Source organism: Spiribacter salilacus, from assembly GCF_009649225.1.
Taxonomy (GTDB): Bacteria; Pseudomonadota; Gammaproteobacteria; order Nitrococcales; family Nitrococcaceae; genus Spiribacter; species Spiribacter salilacus.
In genome coordinates this window covers 477,226-492,676 of the sequence record NZ_WJPP01000002.1, presented here as the reverse complement: position 1 = coordinate 492,676, position 15,451 = coordinate 477,226, and the positions used below count along the sequence as shown (strand labels likewise).

At 54.4% G+C, this 15,451-nt stretch carries 18 protein-coding genes; 8 read left to right on the top strand and 10 right to left on the bottom strand.

What is annotated here, in order from left to right; all coding sequences use genetic code 11:
• Positions 1 to 51: 51 nt before the first annotated feature.
• From GH984_RS05395 to coaBC, 3 genes are read right to left on the bottom strand one after another with little or no spacing between them, the layout of a single operon-like run.
• Positions 52 to 1,434 carry a phosphomannomutase/phosphoglucomutase gene (locus GH984_RS05395; protein ID WP_369691951.1) on the bottom strand — a complete coding sequence of 461 codons (1,383 nt, stop codon included), beginning with the start codon at positions 1,432 to 1,434 and terminating at the stop codon, positions 52 to 54.
• 27 nt (positions 1,435 to 1,461) lie between these two features.
• Positions 1,462 to 1,917, bottom strand: a complete 456-nt coding sequence (gene dut, locus GH984_RS05390; protein WP_153719167.1) for a dUTP diphosphatase — start codon at positions 1,915 to 1,917, stop codon at positions 1,462 to 1,464.
• Positions 1,904 to 3,097: a bifunctional phosphopantothenoylcysteine decarboxylase/phosphopantothenate--cysteine ligase CoaBC gene (coaBC, locus tag GH984_RS05385; protein WP_153719166.1), complete on the bottom strand. Its 1,194-nt coding sequence runs from the start codon at positions 3,095 to 3,097 to the stop codon at positions 1,904 to 1,906. The genes dut and coaBC overlap by 14 nt, the downstream gene beginning before the upstream one ends.
• A gap of 75 nt (positions 3,098 to 3,172) precedes the next feature.
• Between coaBC and radC the strand changes: the two genes are divergently transcribed.
• Complete coding sequence (radC, locus tag GH984_RS05380; RefSeq protein ID WP_369691950.1) at positions 3,173 to 3,847, top strand: RadC family protein; 675 nt, start codon at positions 3,173 to 3,175, stop codon at positions 3,845 to 3,847.
• Here the strand turns inward: radC and rpoH are convergent.
• From rpoH to ftsY, 4 genes are read right to left on the bottom strand one after another with little or no spacing between them, the layout of a single operon-like run.
• Positions 3,844 to 4,713 carry an RNA polymerase sigma factor RpoH gene (gene rpoH, locus GH984_RS05375; RefSeq protein WP_153719164.1) on the bottom strand — a complete coding sequence of 290 codons (870 nt, stop codon included), beginning with the start codon at positions 4,711 to 4,713 and terminating at the stop codon, positions 3,844 to 3,846. The two genes, radC and rpoH, sit on opposite strands and share 4 nt — an antisense overlap.
• 25 nt (positions 4,714 to 4,738) lie before the next feature.
• Positions 4,739 to 5,656: a permease-like cell division protein FtsX gene (ftsX, locus tag GH984_RS05370; RefSeq protein WP_153719163.1), complete on the bottom strand. Its 918-nt coding sequence runs from the start codon at positions 5,654 to 5,656 to the stop codon at positions 4,739 to 4,741.
• A complete protein-coding gene (gene ftsE, locus GH984_RS05365; protein WP_153719162.1) occupies positions 5,653 to 6,303 on the bottom strand; it encodes a cell division ATP-binding protein FtsE in 651 nt (216 codons plus the stop codon). The genes ftsX and ftsE overlap by 4 nt, the downstream gene beginning before the upstream one ends.
• Positions 6,300 to 7,277, bottom strand: a complete 978-nt coding sequence (gene ftsY / locus GH984_RS05360; RefSeq protein WP_153719161.1) for a signal recognition particle-docking protein FtsY — start codon at positions 7,275 to 7,277, stop codon at positions 6,300 to 6,302. The genes ftsE and ftsY overlap by 4 nt, the downstream gene beginning before the upstream one ends.
• Before the next feature lie 84 nt (positions 7,278 to 7,361).
• Between ftsY and GH984_RS05355 the strand changes: the two genes are divergently transcribed.
• The 4 genes from GH984_RS05355 to coaD are packed head-to-tail and all read left to right on the top strand — an operon-like array spanning position 7,362 to position 11,098.
• The gene (locus tag GH984_RS05355) at positions 7,362 to 8,720 is read left to right on the top strand and encodes a M16 family metallopeptidase (RefSeq protein ID WP_153719160.1); all 1,359 of its coding nucleotides are present in this window, start codon (positions 7,362 to 7,364) and stop codon (positions 8,718 to 8,720) included.
• Positions 8,717 to 10,039: a M16 family metallopeptidase gene (locus GH984_RS05350; RefSeq protein WP_153719159.1), complete on the top strand. Its 1,323-nt coding sequence runs from the start codon at positions 8,717 to 8,719 to the stop codon at positions 10,037 to 10,039. Before GH984_RS05355 ends, GH984_RS05350 begins: the two co-directional genes overlap by 4 nt.
• Positions 10,040 to 10,042: 3 nt before the next feature.
• Complete coding sequence (gene rsmD / locus GH984_RS05345) at positions 10,043 to 10,591, top strand: 16S rRNA (guanine(966)-N(2))-methyltransferase RsmD (protein ID WP_153719158.1); 549 nt, start codon at positions 10,043 to 10,045, stop codon at positions 10,589 to 10,591.
• 15 nt (positions 10,592 to 10,606) lie between these two features.
• Positions 10,607 to 11,098: a pantetheine-phosphate adenylyltransferase gene (coaD, locus tag GH984_RS05340; protein ID WP_153719157.1), complete on the top strand. Its 492-nt coding sequence runs from the start codon at positions 10,607 to 10,609 to the stop codon at positions 11,096 to 11,098.
• Here coaD and GH984_RS05335 read toward each other — a convergent pair.
• Positions 11,095 to 11,367: a hypothetical protein gene (locus GH984_RS05335; protein ID WP_153719156.1), complete on the bottom strand. Its 273-nt coding sequence runs from the start codon at positions 11,365 to 11,367 to the stop codon at positions 11,095 to 11,097. The two genes, coaD and GH984_RS05335, sit on opposite strands and share 4 nt — an antisense overlap.
• A 9-nt stretch (positions 11,368 to 11,376) precedes the next feature.
• Positions 11,377 to 11,754 carry a hypothetical protein gene (locus GH984_RS05330; RefSeq protein WP_153719155.1) on the bottom strand — a complete coding sequence of 126 codons (378 nt, stop codon included), beginning with the start codon at positions 11,752 to 11,754 and terminating at the stop codon, positions 11,377 to 11,379.
• Positions 11,755 to 11,832: 78 nt separating this feature from the next.
• Between GH984_RS05330 and GH984_RS05325 the strand changes: the two genes are divergently transcribed.
• From GH984_RS05325 to GH984_RS05315, 3 genes are all read left to right on the top strand, one after another.
• Entirely contained in the window at positions 11,833 to 13,227 is a 1,395-nt protein-coding gene (locus GH984_RS05325) for a PqqD family peptide modification chaperone (protein WP_153719154.1), read from the top strand.
• Positions 13,228 to 13,408: 181 nt separating this feature from the next.
• On the top strand, positions 13,409 to 13,705 hold the full coding sequence (locus tag GH984_RS05320; RefSeq protein WP_153719153.1) for an RNA recognition motif domain-containing protein: 297 nt from the start codon (positions 13,409 to 13,411) through the stop codon (positions 13,703 to 13,705).
• 63 nt (positions 13,706 to 13,768) lie between these two features.
• Complete coding sequence (locus GH984_RS05315; protein ID WP_153719152.1) at positions 13,769 to 14,632, top strand: hypothetical protein; 864 nt, start codon at positions 13,769 to 13,771, stop codon at positions 14,630 to 14,632.
• Here GH984_RS05315 and GH984_RS05310 read toward each other — a convergent pair.
• Positions 14,617 to 15,369, bottom strand: a complete 753-nt coding sequence (locus GH984_RS05310; RefSeq protein ID WP_153719151.1) for a class I SAM-dependent methyltransferase — start codon at positions 15,367 to 15,369, stop codon at positions 14,617 to 14,619. The two genes, GH984_RS05315 and GH984_RS05310, sit on opposite strands and share 16 nt — an antisense overlap.
• Between the last annotated feature and the right edge of the window lie 82 nt (positions 15,370 to 15,451).

The window sequence follows — 15,451 nt, the reverse complement described above, 5'->3', positions numbered from 1 at the left end:
TGTTCTGTTTAGGAGCTTATGCCTACCCGCAATTGGGAATCTTGACCGGGGTCAAATACTGATTTTTTCTGTGCTGGCTGCTTGCTGAATTAGGTTTTGGAAATGGGCTCGAATGCGCTGAAGTGCTGTCTCATCTTGGCCCTCAAAGCGCATAACAAGGCAGGGCTGAGTGTTTGATGCGCGCACCAGCCCCCAGCCATCTGCAAAATCCATCCGCAACCCATCAAGGGTGGTCACTTTGGCGTGGTCTTGCTGAGAGGCAGCGGTTTGCATAATCGCGGTGATTAGTCGGTGTGGTTCGCCCTCGTTAAGATCAAGGCGAATTTCTGGCGTGCTGAGCGGCTCGGGGAGTTCGGCAAAAATGGCAGACGCAGGCCGGGTATCAGTCGCCAGAATCTCTAATAACCGCGCAGCGGCATACAGGGCATCATCAAAGCCATACCAGCGATCATTAAAAAACAAATGGCCACTCATCTCGCCGGCTAGCGGGGCATTTGTCTCGCGCAGTTTCTCTTTAATCAGGGAGTGACCGGTTTTCCACATCAGTGGCTGTCCACCGGCTTGTTCAATTACCGTGGCAAGCGCACCGCTGCATTTCACATCAAAGATCACCGCTTCGCCTGGGCGCTCTCGCAGCACCTCGCGTGCATACAGCATCATTTGCCGGTCAGCCCAAATAATATGGCCCTGCTCATCAACCACGCCGAGGCGATCGCCATCGCCATCAAACGCAATGCCAACATCGGCAGACTGCGCCTTAACCGTGGCAATTAGGTCTTGGAGATTCTCTGGCAGGCTGGGGTCTGGGTGGTGATTGGGGAATTGCCCGTCTACCTCGCAAAAAAGTGGAATGACGTCTGCGCCAAGCGATTTCAAGAGCTCAGGCGCCAGCCCGCCAGGCACGCCATTACCGCAGTCGATAACAACTTTGAGTGGCCGCTTAAGATCGATGCCTTGCTGGATTTTTTCTAAATAGGCTGGGCGGATATCCACTGATTCTGTGCTGCCTTGGCCGTTAACCAGGTCATCTTCGCGCAGCCGACGGCCGAGGTCTTTAATGGCCTCGCCCCAAAATGGGCCATGGTTCATGACGGTTTTTAAGCCGTTGTAATCCGGCGGATTATGGCTGCCAGTAATGGCAATGCCGGCGCCCGTGTTTAAGTGATAAGTTGCAAAATACACCAAAGGTGTAGGAACTTCGCCAATATCGATGACGGTTCGCCCGGCGGCCATTAGGCCAGCGCGCAACGCGGCGGCTAGCCGAGGGCTTGAGGCCCGCCCGTCATACCCCACCACAACTCGCTCTTGTTGATGTGAAGCGGCGACGCTGCCAATGGCATGCCCAAGCGCTTTAACGGTGGCTTCGGTTAAATCTTGATCGACAATGCCCCGAATATCATAAGCACGCAGGATGGTTTCATCGATAACAGTCACGGTGGCTGTCCCTTATCATTTCTTTATTTATTGTCGGCCGGTGTGTCCAAACCCGCCTTCACCACGGGTGCTCTGCTCAAAGTCTTTAACCACATTAAATTGAGGGCGGCTGATGGGTAAAAAAACCAATTGCGCGATGCGCTCACCAGGTTCGATATTAAAAGTGGTATCACTGCGATTCCAGCAAGAGATAAAGATTTCACCCTGATAGTCAGAGTCAATTAACCCCACTAAATTACCCAGCACAATGCCGTGTTTATGGCCAAGCCCAGAGCGTGGCAGGACAACCGCGGCATGCTCAGCATCTGCAATGTGCACGGCCATGCCGGAGGGGATTAGCTCTGTCTGCCTAGGCTGTAAGTTCAAAGGCGCATCAAGACACGCTCTAAGATCAATGCCAGCAGACCCCGCCGTGGCGTAGTCTGGAAACGGAAATTCATTGCCTAAGCGTTGGTCGAGAATTTTTATTTCAATGTTGTTCATTTACCGCATCTGCAATCAATAAAAGAAGTTCGTTTGCCAGGCTTGGTTTGGGTGCTGGCCCCAGCGTGCGCTCTGCATGTTCCGACAGGATATGCAAACAATTATCTTCGGTATCAAAACCTAAACCCGGGCCAACCTGATTGGCCGCGATCATATCGAGCCCCTTACGCTCGCGCTTGGCGCGGGCATTGTCGATAACCGCTTCGGTTTCTGCCGCAAACCCAACGATATACGGCCGATTAGGCAAAGCCGCGGCTTCGGCAACAATATCTGGATTAGGGATAAGGGTTAGCGATGTTTGTGCCGTTGATTTTTTTATTTTCTGTGCAGCTGGCGTGGCGATGCGATAGTCAGCAACGGCCGCGGCAGCAATAAAAATTGCTTTGCCTTTAATGTGCTGCATCACCGCGTCATGCATTTCGAGCGCGGTGGATACGTTAATGCGTTCTACACCGTGCGGTGTGGATAAGGCTGTCGGCCCACTAATGAGGGTAACCGTTGCGCCCTGCTGTGCGGCGGCAGTAGCAATGGCATAACCCATTCGCCCACTACTGCGATTACCAATAAAGCGCACCGGATCAATCGGCTCATGCGTGGGGCCAGCGGTGATAAGGAGGGTTTTGCCCGCCAGCGCGCCAGCCTTGTTAATGCTAAGCGCCTGAACAATATCCAGCGGTTCCATTAACCGCCCTGGCCCTGACTCGCCCTCGGCTAATGGGCCATCGATAGGGCCCAAAATACGGATGCCCCGCTGCTCAAGTTGTGCAAGATTATGCTTTGTGGCGGGCGCTTGCCACATGATGTGGTTCATCGCTGGGCAGACGGTAATAGGTGCCTGTGTGGCAAGGCATAACGTGCTCAGTAAATCATTAGCAAAGCCGTGGGCAAGTCTTGCTAAGCAGTTTGCACTAGCCGGTGCGATGACAACACGAGTTGCCCAGCGCGCCAATTCAATGTGGCCCATGCCGGCCTCTGCTTCAGAGTCGAGTAATTCTGTGTGCACGCGTGTATGCGCTACCGCCTGAAACGTCAGGGGCCCCACAAAGGCTTGTGCGCCGTCGGTAAGTACCACACGCACTTCAGCGCCGGCATCGCGAAGGCGGCGGACCAAATCTGGAGCCTTATAGGCGGCAATGCCACCACTAACCCCCAGCAGAATACGTTCACCGATCAGTGTCATAGCGGAACTGGTTCACAGGTCTTCCAAAGTCGCGAAGTTACACTGTTCTGCGCTGGCTGAACAGGGAGAGATGCGGTGGGAATTATGGATTGGCCCGAGGCAGAGCGGCCGCGGGAGAAACTTTTGGGGCAGGGTCCAACGGCATTGTCTGATGCAGAATTGCTGGCCATTTTTTTGCGAACGGGTGTGCGAGGGCATACGGCGGTGGATTTGGCGCGCGGTTTATTACAGCAGTTTGGTGGTTTACGTCCCTTGCTGGAGGCCGACAACAAAACCTTTTCATCGCATCATGGCTTAGGCCCGGCTAAGTATGTGCAGCTGCAGGCGGTGCTTGAAATGTCTCGCCGGCACTTGCGCGCCCGCTTGATGCGGGGTGATTCTTTAACCGGGCCAGAGGATACGCGGCGGTATCTAATATCGCGATTGCGTCACTTAGAGCACGAGGTTTTTGCTTGCTTATTTTTAGACAATCGCCATCAAGTGATTGCGTTTGAAGAGCTATTTCGCGGCACAATTGATTGTGCCAGTGTTTACCCGCGTGAAGTGGTGCGACGAGCGCTCGATTTAAATGCCGCGGCGGTTATCCTTGCACACAATCACCCATCAGGGGTTGCCGAGCCTAGTCGTGCTGACGAAACAATGACCGAGCGCTTGGAAAAAGCACTCGGTACTGTCGATATTCGTGTGCTCGATCACTTTGTGATTGGCGAGGGGCGACCGGTCAGCTTTGTTGAGCGTGGCTTGATTTAGGCGCTCTGCAATTGTGCTTTGAGCTGGGTAATGCTCTGCTTTTCAAGCTGCCTGATACGCTCAGCAGACACGCCGTATTCGTCTGCCAAAGTTTGTAATGTGGCCTTCGGCTCATCTAGCCAGCGGCGCACAAGGATATCGCGACTGCGCGCATCCAGTGCGCTCATTGCCTGTTGTAGCGACTGCTCACGTGAGTCATCCCAGTCTGTTTGCTCAAGCGAGCTGGCAGGGTCTGCATTATCGGCCATTAAATACTGTGCCGGTGCACTGGCATGTGGTTCTTCGGTATCTGTTTCTGGCCCGGGGTCAAACTCTACATCTTGTGCAGCAAGCCGAGATTCCATTTCGGTCACAACTTCGGGCTTAACGCCTAAGTCTGACGCCACGGCCTCAACCTCTTGCCGATTCAACCAACCCAGGCGCTTTTTAGCGCTACGGAGATTAAAAAAGAGCTTACGCTGCGCCTTGGTGGTGGCCACCTTAACGATGCGCCAGTTGCGCAAAATAAACTCATGAATCTCTGATCGGATCCAATGCACGGCAAAAGACACCAAGCGCACGCCAACGGCGGGGTCAAAACGCTTAACCGCTTTCATCAGGCCCACATTGCCTTCTTGAATCAGATCGGCTAGCGGCAGCCCATAGCCGTTGTAACCCCGTGCTACATGCACTACAAAGCGCAAGTGCGCCAGCACAAGCCAACGCGCGGCTTCTAGGTCGTTATGCTCGAAGTAGCGCAGGGCAAGATCCTGTTCAGTTTCTGCGTCTAACGCTGGAATAGCGTTAACCGCCTGAATGTACTGCTCCTCGCTACCTGCCCGTAGAGGCAAGCGATTGATATCTGTTGCAATTAATGCGTTATTCATACCCAATTTGAGCCCAATTAAGGCTTTAAGTTCCCTCTCCAGGCTCAATGCGGCGAAGGTGTTGAGTTACCGCCACCCAAGCGCCAACCAAGCCGAGAAAAACGCCGGTTGCCACAATAGTCAGCCCATCTGCTAGCCAGGGTCCACTGAGCGCAAACCCCGAGTCGTATAAACCGGCAAGGCGATTAGCTGGCCGTGCAACCACGGCAATCACAATGGCGCTTAGTATCCACGCCAGCATGCCACCCATCAAGCCATGCCAGAAACCGGTGTAAACAAAAGGCCGGCGCACAAAGGCATCAGTACCGCCAATGAGCTTCATAATCTCAATTTCGCTCCGGCGATTTTCAATATCCAACCGAATGGTATTGCCCACCACAAGCACAACGGCAATTGCCAGCAGGGCGCCGATTAACCCCGTGGCTCGGCTAGCTAGGTCTACGATGGTTTGCAGGCGCTGCAGCCAAGCTTGGTCAAGACGCACATCTTCCACGCCTGGTAAATCAGCAAGCGTGCCGACCAATGCGCTTACCTCATCTGGGTTAAGGGTGTTCACGGGCGTGGCTTGAATAACTGCCGGGAATGGATTTTGCTCAAGCAAATTGAGCATTTCAGCCATGCCGGTGCGCTCGGCAAAGGTTGTTTTGCCCTGCTCGGCGCTGATTAAAACGCTGCGCGTAATGCCAGATAGCGCATCAATTTGCGATAGCAGTGCGGTTTGCTCCTGCTCGCTGAGCGTGCGTTCTAGGTAGACATTAGCGCTCGGCGTGCCGTCCCAGTCTTGGGATACTTCGGCCAAATTATCGAGGGCAAGAATGAAAATCGCTGGCAATGCTAGGGCAATACCGATGACCGTGATTGTCATCAAGTTACCCGTCAGCCGGCGCTGAAATTCACCCAGTGCGCCAATGGCGGCACTAAGATGTTGTGTAAAAAATCTCATGCGAGCGCCCCATCGGCCAGATGAAGTCGACGATGCCCCAGTCGTTCTACCAAGGCATGGTCATGGCTGGCAATCATCAGCGTTACGCCAATCCGATTAAATTGCTCAAAAAGCCGCATGATTTCTTCAGACAAAGCCGGGTCGAGATTTCCGGTTGGCTCGTCTGCAATTAAAATGGAGGGACGGCTAACAACCGCTCTTGCTATGCCTACCCGTTGTTGTTCACCACCCGAAAGCGTGGCTGGATCACTGCGTTCTCGATCAAGTAACCCAACCTTATCAAGCGCTGCACGAACACGGCGTTGAGCTTCTTTATGCTCAAACCCCGCAATAACGAGTGGTAATGCCACATTATCGAATACGGAGCGGTCGGGCAGCAGGCGATGATCTTGAAAAATCATGCCAATCGAGCGGCGCAAATAAGGAATTCGCCGGCGTGTTAGCGTGGCCAGATTGACGTCATTGACGATGATACTGCCGCGGGTGGGGCGCTCTAGGAGGGGGATAAGACGCAAAAGCGTGCTTTTGCCTGCGCCACTGGGGCCAGTCACAAACACCATTTCGCCTTGGGTTACCTCAAACGAGATACCACGCAGCGCATCGTTTCCGCCTGGATAACGCTTAGCAACCCCATGAAATCGAATCATGACGCATTTTTTTCCGTTGCAGAGACATCGAGTAGTGCATCGACAAACGCCTCGGCGTTAAACGTACGCAAATCCTCAACGCCTTCACCGATACCGATAAAGCGCACGGGAATGCCAAAGCGTTTTGCAATCGCAAAAATCACGCCGCCCTTGGCGGTGCCATCCAGTTTAGTCAGCACAAAACCACTAACGTTAACCGCCTCGGAAAACTGCTCTGCTTGCGCCAATGCATTCTGACCCGTGCCGGCATCAAGAACGAGTAATACCTCATGCGGAGCGTTTTCATCCTGTTTGCCTAACACCCGGGCAATTTTTCGTAACTCATCCATCAGGTTTGCTTGCGTGTGCAGTCGCCCTGCTGTGTCTGCGATTAACACATCGGCACCGCGGGCAATCGCTGATTGATGCGAATCAAAAACGACTGACGCTGAATCAGAGCCTGTGGGTTGGCTGATTACTGGAATGTCTGTGCGCTCACCCCAAACCTTGAGTTGCTCTACCGCGGCCGCCCGAAACGTATCGCCGGCAGCCAGCACAACACGATGCCCGTCTTGTTTGAGTTTTGCGGCGAGTTTACCGATGGTGGTTGTTTTGCCAGCGCCATTGATGCCCACTGTTAGAATGACAAAGGGTTGTTTTTGTTGAGGAATAACCAATGGTTGGGCAACCGGCTCTAAAATAGCCAACATATCTTCGCGCAGTGCGGTACGCAGGCTATCTGGGTCATTTATTTGGTTGCGTTTTAGCCGAGCGGTAAGGTCATCGATGATTTGGGTGGTGGCCTCAATGCCCACATCGGCCATGAGCAGATGGGTCTCTAACTCTTCGAGTAAGTCTGCATCAATCGATTGGCGCCCAGAAAACAGTTGCCCAAGCCCGCTGCCAGTACGTTTGAGCCCTGCGCGTAACTTGCTAAAAAAGCCGGTTTCGTTAGCAGTTTCGTTAGCGGTTTTGTTGCGTTTAAAAGGCAGCATGGAACTCCTGGCCATGGAGATGGAACAAAGTATCGGTATCCTAGCATTCAGTCGGCAGAATTGGCTCAACTAAGAGGCACAAAAATGGCAGCCAGAAATGCAATCTTCGCGTTGCTTCCCGCGTTAATGGCCGCACCTGCTTTTGCAGATGATGGCAATAACAACAATATTGGCAACATTACTCGATTTACACTTGATAACGGTATGCAGGTGCTCGTTAGAGAAGATCATCGCGCACCGGTTGTGGTTTCGCAGGTTTGGTACAACGTGGGCTCGAGTTACGAGGCACGCGGTGTTACCGGCATCGCGCACATGCTTGAGCATATGATGTTTAAAGGCACGGAGCAGTTTCCTGAGGGCGAATTCTCCGCCATCGTTTCGCGCGAAGGGGGGCGTTTAAACGCCTTTACCAGCCGCGATTTTACTGCCTATTTTGAAATTATGGCGGCCGATCGTTTGCCGATTGCCTTTGAGCTTGAGTCTGATCGGATGATGAATCTGCAGCTCACCGACGATGCCCTTGCCACCGAGCGTGAGGTGATTCTTGAAGAGCGTCGGCTGCGCAGTGATGATCGACCCGAAGGGCGTTTTGGCGAGCGCTTTGCAGCGGTCGCTAACCCCGGCACGGGTTATGCCCACCCGATTATCGGATGGGAAGATGACATTCGTAGCATCAGCTTGGACGATCTGCAGTCGTGGTATGAGCATTGGTACTCACCCAGTAATGCCACGTTAATTGTGGCAGGTGCCGTTCAGGCTGATGCTGTTTATGCGCTGGCGGAAGAGTATTTTGGCGATATTCCGGCACGTGAAGTACCGGCAGTGCGCGACCCTAACGTTTTTGATGCAGCGGGCGAGCGGCGATTAATTTATCGGGATGCTCAAGCCCAGATTCCTCAGCTTCGCTTAAGCTACGATGTGCCCTCATTCGCCACGGTTGAAGATCGCGCCGATGTGTATGCATTACTCATGCTCTCAGCGATTTTAGATGGCGGAGAAGGTGCGCGCTTAGCTGAGCAGCTGGTTCGTGGTAGCGAGGTGGCAGCGGCCGCCGGCGCTGGATATAACCCCATGGCTCGCCTACAAGCCGATTTTTCGCTTTATGGGGTGCCGGCAGATGGCCAGGTTGAAGCGGTAGAAGAGGCGCTGCGTGCCCAAATCGATGCATTAAAGGCCGAGCTGGTTACTGAAGAAGAGCTTGAGCGCGCCCGCAATCAATTGCTGGCAGATCATTTGTTTGAGCTTGACTCTGTGTTCTATCAGGCAATGCAGCTTGGCATGCTCGAGACCACAGGCGCCGGTTGGCAGACGCTGCAAGACTACCAAGCCGGCATTGCCGCGGTGAGCGCGCAAGATATTCAATCGGTGGCAGAGCGTTATTTGCTGCCAGAACGCCTAGCCGTGGGCATTATGCTGCCGCCTGAACAGGGGGAAGACACATGAAGCGGTGGCTTTTGGGGGGATTAATGACGGTAATTACCGGCACAGGGGGTGCGATGGAAGCGGATATTCAGCAGTGGACAACGGACAATGGCGCAAAAGTGCTGTTTGTAGAGCGAAACGAACTCCCCATTGTTGATTTACGGATCGCATTTGATGCTGGAAGCGCCCGTGATGGGCATCAGCCGGGGCTGGCACGCATGGTCAGTAATGTGCTGCTTGATGGCACAGCTGAGCGTAATGCAGGCGACATCGCCCGGCGTTTTGAGCGTTATGGGGCGCGTGTTTCAGCCGGCAGTAGCCGTGATATGGCAGAAGTTAGCCTGCGCAGTTTGAGCGATCCCGACAATCTCAAACCGGTGATTAATGAACTGGCAGCAGTGATAGCGGGCGCCAATTTTCCCGACGATGCGGTGGCGCGTGTGCGTCAGCAAATGATGCTTGGCTTGCAACAAGAGCAATCATCGGCCTCTAGTTTGGCAGAAAAAGCCTTTGCGGCAGCCATTTATGGCGATCATCCGTATGCGAAACCGCCGCAGGGCACCCTAGAGTCGGTGCCTGAAATAACGCGTGAAGACCTACAAGCGTTTCATGCGAAACACTATGTTGCACAGAACGCGACCGTGGCGATTGTGGGTAATTTGACTCGGGCTGATGCCGAGACAATGGCTAATCAACTGACATCCGGGTTGCCTACTGGGCAAGCGCCTGAACCGCTGCCAGTGGTTCAGTTGCCAGCAGCCGCAGAGGTGGTGCGGGTGCCATTTGAGGCAGGCCAAACCCATGTGTTGATTGGCCAGCCGTCTGTTGCCCGCGGAGACGAGGCGTACTACCCGCTTTATTTTGGCAACCACCTGTTAGGCGGCGGTGGTTTAACCTCGTTGCTGGCAGAGCGCATGCGTGAGGAGCGGGGGTTGTCTTATAGCAGCTACTCGCAACTGAGTACCGGCGCGCAGCGTGGCCGCTTTGAGATGGGCACACAGGTACGTAATGAAGCGCTGGAAGAGGCACTAGAGGTTTTGCGTGGCACCTTGGTCGAATTGATTGAGCAAGGGCCATCTGCAGAAAGGCTGGAGGATTCTCGGCGCAATATTACCGGCAGCTTTCCTTTGCAGTTAGACAGCAACCGTAGTTTGCTCGGTTATGTTGTTAGCATTGGCTTTCATGACCTGCCCCATGACTACCTCACTCAGTTTGTTGAGAAAATCGAAAACCTAGACGCAGACGCGGTGCAAGGGGCGATGCGTGAGCATCTGCATCCACAACGAATGATTACCGTACTGGTTGGCCCGGCTGAGGTTATTGAAGCGGTGGCAGATTAACGCTTGGCGGGGCAACTGCGGATTATTGCGGGTCAGTGGCGTGGGCGGCGGTTGCCAGTTACGGCTGCCGCTGGCCTAAGGCCAACCGCCGATCGTAATCGAGAAACGCTATTTAATTGGCTGCAAGGCGATCTGCAGGGCGCCCGTGTGCTGGATCTTTTTGCTGGCACCGGGGCTCTTGGGCTAGAAGCCTTATCTCGAGGTGCGGCATCGGCGGTATTGGTGGAGCGTCATCGTCGAGCGGCCAGCGCGCTAAAAGCAGCCATAGAGCAGCTTGATGCCACCGCGCTTGCACAGGTCATTACCGATGATGCCTTGCGGTTTTTAAAACGGCCACCCGCTGCGAAGTTTGATCTTGTTTTTATTGATCCGCCGTTTCAGTCGACGTTGCTGGCAGCGGTTATGCCTTTGCTGACACAGGACGAATGGCTGAATCCGGGCGCGCAAATCTACCTTGAGGCCGCTTCTATGCCGATGCTGCCGGAGCATTGGACCTTACGACGGGGTCAATCGGCGGGCGGGGTCTGGTATGGTTTAGCCGTGATCGGTTAAGCAACGAGGACAATAATGGGCATCATCGCCGTTTATCCAGGGACTTTTGATCCGCTGACCAATGGACACAGCGATCTTGTGGAACGAGCGGCAAAGCTCTTCGATCAGGTGATTGTGGGAGTGGCCAGCTACCCAAGCCCAAATAAGCGCCCGGCATTTGCACTTGACGAGCGGGTGACGATGGCCGCGCATGTGCTTAAGCCATTCAATAATGTGGTGGTTAAGCCGTTTGCCAGTTTGCTGGTCGATTTTGTTGAAGCCGAAGGCGCGCGCGTTATTGTGCGTGGGTTGCGCGCGGTGTCTGATTTTGAGTACGAATTCCAGCTGGCCAGTATGAATCGTCAGCTCGTACCTCGAGTGGAGACGCTGTTTTTGACGCCGGCTGAGCAGTACTCCTACATATCCTCAAGTTTGGTGCGAGAGGTGGCAGCACTTAATGGTGATGTGAGCCGCTTTGTGCATCCGGTGGTTCAGCAGGCGCTTGCCAAGCGCTATCTTGACGCTTAACCCCCTGCTTCAGGCATTGCCTCAGGCGTGGCTTCGGGCGTTGCCTCGGGGGTGGCCTCGGGCGTTGCCTCGGGAGTGGCCTCGGGCGCCGCTTCAGGCGCCGCCTCGGGCGTGCTCGCCGGAGCGGGTTGCTCATTGGGCCGTTGCGCAAGATCAGAGTAGACGCCGTGAATGGCAGCCGCACCGGTCATTGCGATTAATAGCGGCGTTGTATAAACCAGCCCGCGAGATAGCTTTTTGAGTAGCTGTTGGCGTTCTTGATCAGACATGCGCGCTTGTTATACCTCGTTGCCGCGAATAAGAAGATAAATGGCAATGCAAAGCAGTGTAATGGGCAGTGCGATGCCACCGGCAGGGTGAGAATCTGAGGGCAAGGGATGCCATTGCCCCCAGTGCACCATAAAAATGGCCCCCAGCAGCAGAAGGCTGGCAGCAAAAGCGCCGATGCGGGTTAGCCAGCCACCCAGCAGCGCCCCCGCCAATAGACCAAGGCCCGTGGCAATTTCTGCTACGGCAAGCCAGGGCGCACCATCAATCAGGAATCGATTAAAACCCTGATAAAGCAACGCTATTGCCAATGGTGTTCGCAGTAACCACTGCCCAATCGCTGCTTGACGATCAAGCAACGGATCGCCGGTGTGAAGGGGTGCCCCCATGTTAAATGACCTCCAATTTTCGAGCGACAAGCGCCATACTTGACCCTCCATCTTACTCGTTCGAAAGAGGTTTGTCTGATGGCGCATCAGCGCAAGGTTTGGTTTCAAGGTGATTCACAGGGGAGCCAGAATCGGCTGTTTGCCGAGGCGCTGAGCCCTGATTTATGGCAACAAGGCTCCGCCTCAAATTGGCATGCAATTTGGCATACCGATATGCCGGCGCCAGAGGTGTTTGCTCAGGCCCCCGAGCACAGCTGGATTAATCATATTCCCGGCAATAATCACCTAACCGTAAAAAGCGCTTTGCACCAAACACTTGATGCGGCGCAAAAGCGGTGGGAATTAACGGATGTGTTTTGGCCTGAAACCTATAACCTGCCGGCAGAGCAAGAGGCGCTGCAGCAAGCGGCCGAACAAGCACCGGATACGGCGTGGATCGTCAAGCCCGCTAATGGCGCACGCGGAGAGGATATTCAGCTACTTGATACCCTCGATACCCTCCCGACGCAGGGTGATTGGGTGGTGCAGCGGTATCTTGATGCGCCGCATCTTTATCAAGGCCGAAAATACGTGCTGCGGCTTTACGTGTTGATTAGTGAGATTGATCCGCTGCGCATCTGGCGATTTGCAGAGGGGTCGGTCAAATTAGCGTCTATGCCTTACGCACCTGAGGAGCGAAAGAACCCCTACGTCTTTTTGACCAATCCGGATGTTAACGAGCGTAATGCCGAAGTCGGCGTGGAGTTTCTCTCATTAACGGACTATAGCGAATGGCTGAAAGCGCAAGGGCATGATGCCACTCGATTGCTTGGGCAAATTGATGATCTGATTGTGCGCACGGTTATGGCAGGTTGCGAGGCCATGCGGGCGCGCGCTCAAGCCATTGGCCCAATTGCTGCGCATACCTATGAGCTGATGGGGCTGGATTGCCTGATTGATGCACAGCTTAAGCCCTGGCTGCTTGAGTGTAATTTAAGCCCTTCGCTAGAAACCTGCGCGCGTCCGGAGCAGGGGGGTATTACCGAGGCAGCCATGAAAAAAGCGCTGATTGATGATTTGGTGGGGTTGCTTGGCCTGAATGGGCCGTTGCAATCCGGGCGCTATCGCTGCCTTTATCCAGCCGCAGACGCGCAGTCAAAATTTCACCAGTTGATTGCGCCAAGCTTAGCGGATCAGCAGGCGGCAGAGCAGGTGGTGGGGCAGCCACTGACACCGTCATATCAACCATGGAGGGTTGAGGAGGTGATTAAAAATGATCAGCTTTTTCTGATTTCTCATGCTACTGGTCAAGTATTTAGCTCTAACGAGACGGCCAGCTGGATATGGTTGCAGATGTGTGCGGGCACTGAGCCAGAAGAGATGGCCAAGCAGCTGGCCACACCGGCCACGTTGCCACAGGTGAGACAAGACATTTGGCGTACTTTAGGTGACTGGTCTCGGCAGGGATTGATCCGTCAAAATATGACAATTTGAAGAAAGCGATCGTTTTTGATTGCGCATACCGCTGGGCTCACGTATTGTCAAGTCAGGCATGTGTCATTGCGATGGCTTTGCTTGGCGGCTCAAACTGGGCTGTCCGAAGGGTAGCAACCGCTACTCGCTGTGTTAGACCTGTCCTCCTTGAATGGTTGACAGTGATTGATGAGATCTAGTGATGAAATCGATTTATGTGGGCAATTTGCCCTTCTCCGCCTCCGAAGACGAGGTGCGCGAGCTCTTCTCCGCCCATGGTGACGTTAAAGAAGTTCGTATGATTACCGACCGTGAAACGGGTCGGCCTCGTGGTTTTGGCTTTGTCCGTATGGACCCAGCCGAGGCAGATGCTGCTATCGAGGCCCTTAATGGGACTGAGCTCGATGGCCGGACGTTGCGCATTAACGAAGCGCAGGACCGCAAGCCCGGTGGCGGCGGTGGTGGCGGCGGTGGCGGTGGCCAACGTCGTTCTTGGTAATAGCCTAACCTAGGTTATCTAAAGCCCGTCACTGCTTAGCAGGACGGGCTTTTTCATATTTGGATGATTGTTCCCGATCACGAAAGACATCACCGCGCTTTCTTAGCAGCGGCCCAGCTGCGCTATCCTTGGCAGTTCCGTAACCGTGCGCGTAATGAAGTGGCAGAGCCTGTTGTTGTAGAGGTTGGCAGGGGCTGGCACCCATTACTTGAGCGTTTATTTGCAGATGTCGAACGGTTAGTTCCCGAGTCTCAACGCGGCATTTTTCGCTGGCAACGGCTGCGGGCCAATCAAGGTGCGCTGGAAATTCGCTTTGAGGGCGGTAAAGATCATGTGCTGCCCGCCATTCTGCGTGCGCGTGATGCCGCTGCGGTGTGTTGTGAGCACTGCGGTGCGCCTGGGCAAAGACTGGAAGTGGCCGGCCAGCATGCGGTGAGTTGCCCAAAGGCGTTTTTTGAACGACTGTTGGCGGTACATCCTGCAGATCCAGCGGGTGTTAGACGGTGGCTGAGCAGCCAGCCGGATGCACAAACCGATCACCCATCCCCCGCACTGATTGAATCAGCGTTACGAGAGGTGATGCCACCGTTGCCCATGCTAAATGGAGCACACCGGCAGCGGCTGCAGGGGGCATGGCCCATCTTACGGGCTGACTTTGGCGAGCGGCTGCGCAGCTTGCGCATTGCAGAGTTTGACCCGGCCTCAGGTAGTGGTGGCAGTTTGATTGCGGTGATGAGTGTTACTTGCGATGAAGCAGCGCATGCTACCGCGGTTAATCATTTAGCAAGAGCTGGCTTTAGTGATTTGCGCTTGCGCTTGGTGTCTTTGGCCGATCTGGAACAGCCAGCTTTAGCCAATGAGCCCTGGGCGTGCATGCTGGCATTAGAGGCCTCAGTCACCATCCCGCGTTATCAGCCCGGAATATAAACATCAAAACGGGTGCTCCGCCCAGTAATGCTGAAATTTGGCGGTGCCTGTCCTAGTGTGGGCGCTAGGCGTTGACGTTTGACAACCACTCGTTTGCTGGCGGCCTTTAGCGCGGCAGTCAGCAAGTTTTCGTTGTTTTGTTGTTGTTGCTCAAGCAGCTTTTCGAGCATTGCCAGCGGTTTGGCCGCGGCGGCTTTACGCCGGGCTGGGCGATACATGGGGTCTAAATAAACCGCATCTGCTGCCGGCCAGTCGCTTTGGTTGAGCCAGTCAACGGCCTCAGTCTGAATGAGTGTCAGTCTGCTTGTGATGTGATGGGCGCCTTCCTGCTCGGCTCTTTGCAGCCCGTCACGCAGTAATGCGGCCACAACAACCGATCGCTCTAGCATTGTCACGATAGCGCCATGGCTGGCGAGTACAAAGGCGTCATGACCAAGGCCAGCCGTTGCATCAACAATATGCAGTTTGGGCGCTTTGCCTATTCCGCAGGCGCGGACAATGGCTTCACGTGCCTGGCCATGCTGACGCAGTCGAAAGCCCTGCTTGCCTGCGGTGAAATCAACGCGCAAACGCTGTTTGGGTTGTTCGCTATCACAAAGTGCAAGACCAGTGGGGCTCAGCTGCAAGTATTGTCCGTTAACGGGCGCAGAATGCATAAGCGTAGCGCCCGTGCGCTGGGCAATCTCAAATCCGCGTTGTTGGCTTATCTCAGGGGTAATAACCAGAGAAATTGCCATTGAATTTACACAAATTATGGGTCACCTGTTTGTCGCCTTTTGCCGCAGTGCCGTATGATCTCATGACCTTGAGTATTAAGGC

Coding starts and splice junctions, on each gene's coding strand:
- GH984_RS05315 (WP_153719152.1), top strand. CDS start 13,769: ATGATTGTTCCCGATCACGAAAGACATCACCGCGCTTTCTTAGCAGCG.
- GH984_RS05330 (WP_153719155.1), bottom strand. CDS start 11,754: ATGGGGGCACCCCTTCACACCGGCGATCCGTTGCTTGATCGTCAAGCA.
- GH984_RS05325 (WP_153719154.1), top strand. CDS start 11,833: ATGGCGCATCAGCGCAAGGTTTGGTTTCAAGGTGATTCACAGGGGAGC.
- ftsE (WP_153719162.1), bottom strand. CDS start 6,303: ATGATTCGATTTCATGGGGTTGCTAAGCGTTATCCAGGCGGAAACGAT.
- ftsY (WP_153719161.1), bottom strand. CDS start 7,277: ATGCTGCCTTTTAAACGCAACAAAACCGCTAACGAAACTGCTAACGAA.
- GH984_RS05350 (WP_153719159.1), top strand. CDS start 8,717: ATGAAGCGGTGGCTTTTGGGGGGATTAATGACGGTAATTACCGGCACA.
- rpoH (WP_153719164.1), bottom strand. CDS start 4,713: ATGAATAACGCATTAATTGCAACAGATATCAATCGCTTGCCTCTACGG.
- GH984_RS05335 (WP_153719156.1), bottom strand. CDS start 11,367: ATGTCTGATCAAGAACGCCAACAGCTACTCAAAAAGCTATCTCGCGGG.
- GH984_RS05320 (WP_153719153.1), top strand. CDS start 13,409: ATGAAATCGATTTATGTGGGCAATTTGCCCTTCTCCGCCTCCGAAGAC.
- coaD (WP_153719157.1), top strand. CDS start 10,607: ATGGGCATCATCGCCGTTTATCCAGGGACTTTTGATCCGCTGACCAAT.
- GH984_RS05310 (WP_153719151.1), bottom strand. CDS start 15,369: ATGGCAATTTCTCTGGTTATTACCCCTGAGATAAGCCAACAACGCGGA.
- GH984_RS05355 (WP_153719160.1), top strand. CDS start 7,362: ATGGCAGCCAGAAATGCAATCTTCGCGTTGCTTCCCGCGTTAATGGCC.
- ftsX (WP_153719163.1), bottom strand. CDS start 5,656: ATGAGATTTTTTACACAACATCTTAGTGCCGCCATTGGCGCACTGGGT.
- dut (WP_153719167.1), bottom strand. CDS start 1,917: ATGAACAACATTGAAATAAAAATTCTCGACCAACGCTTAGGCAATGAA.
- coaBC (WP_153719166.1), bottom strand. CDS start 3,097: ATGACACTGATCGGTGAACGTATTCTGCTGGGGGTTAGTGGTGGCATT.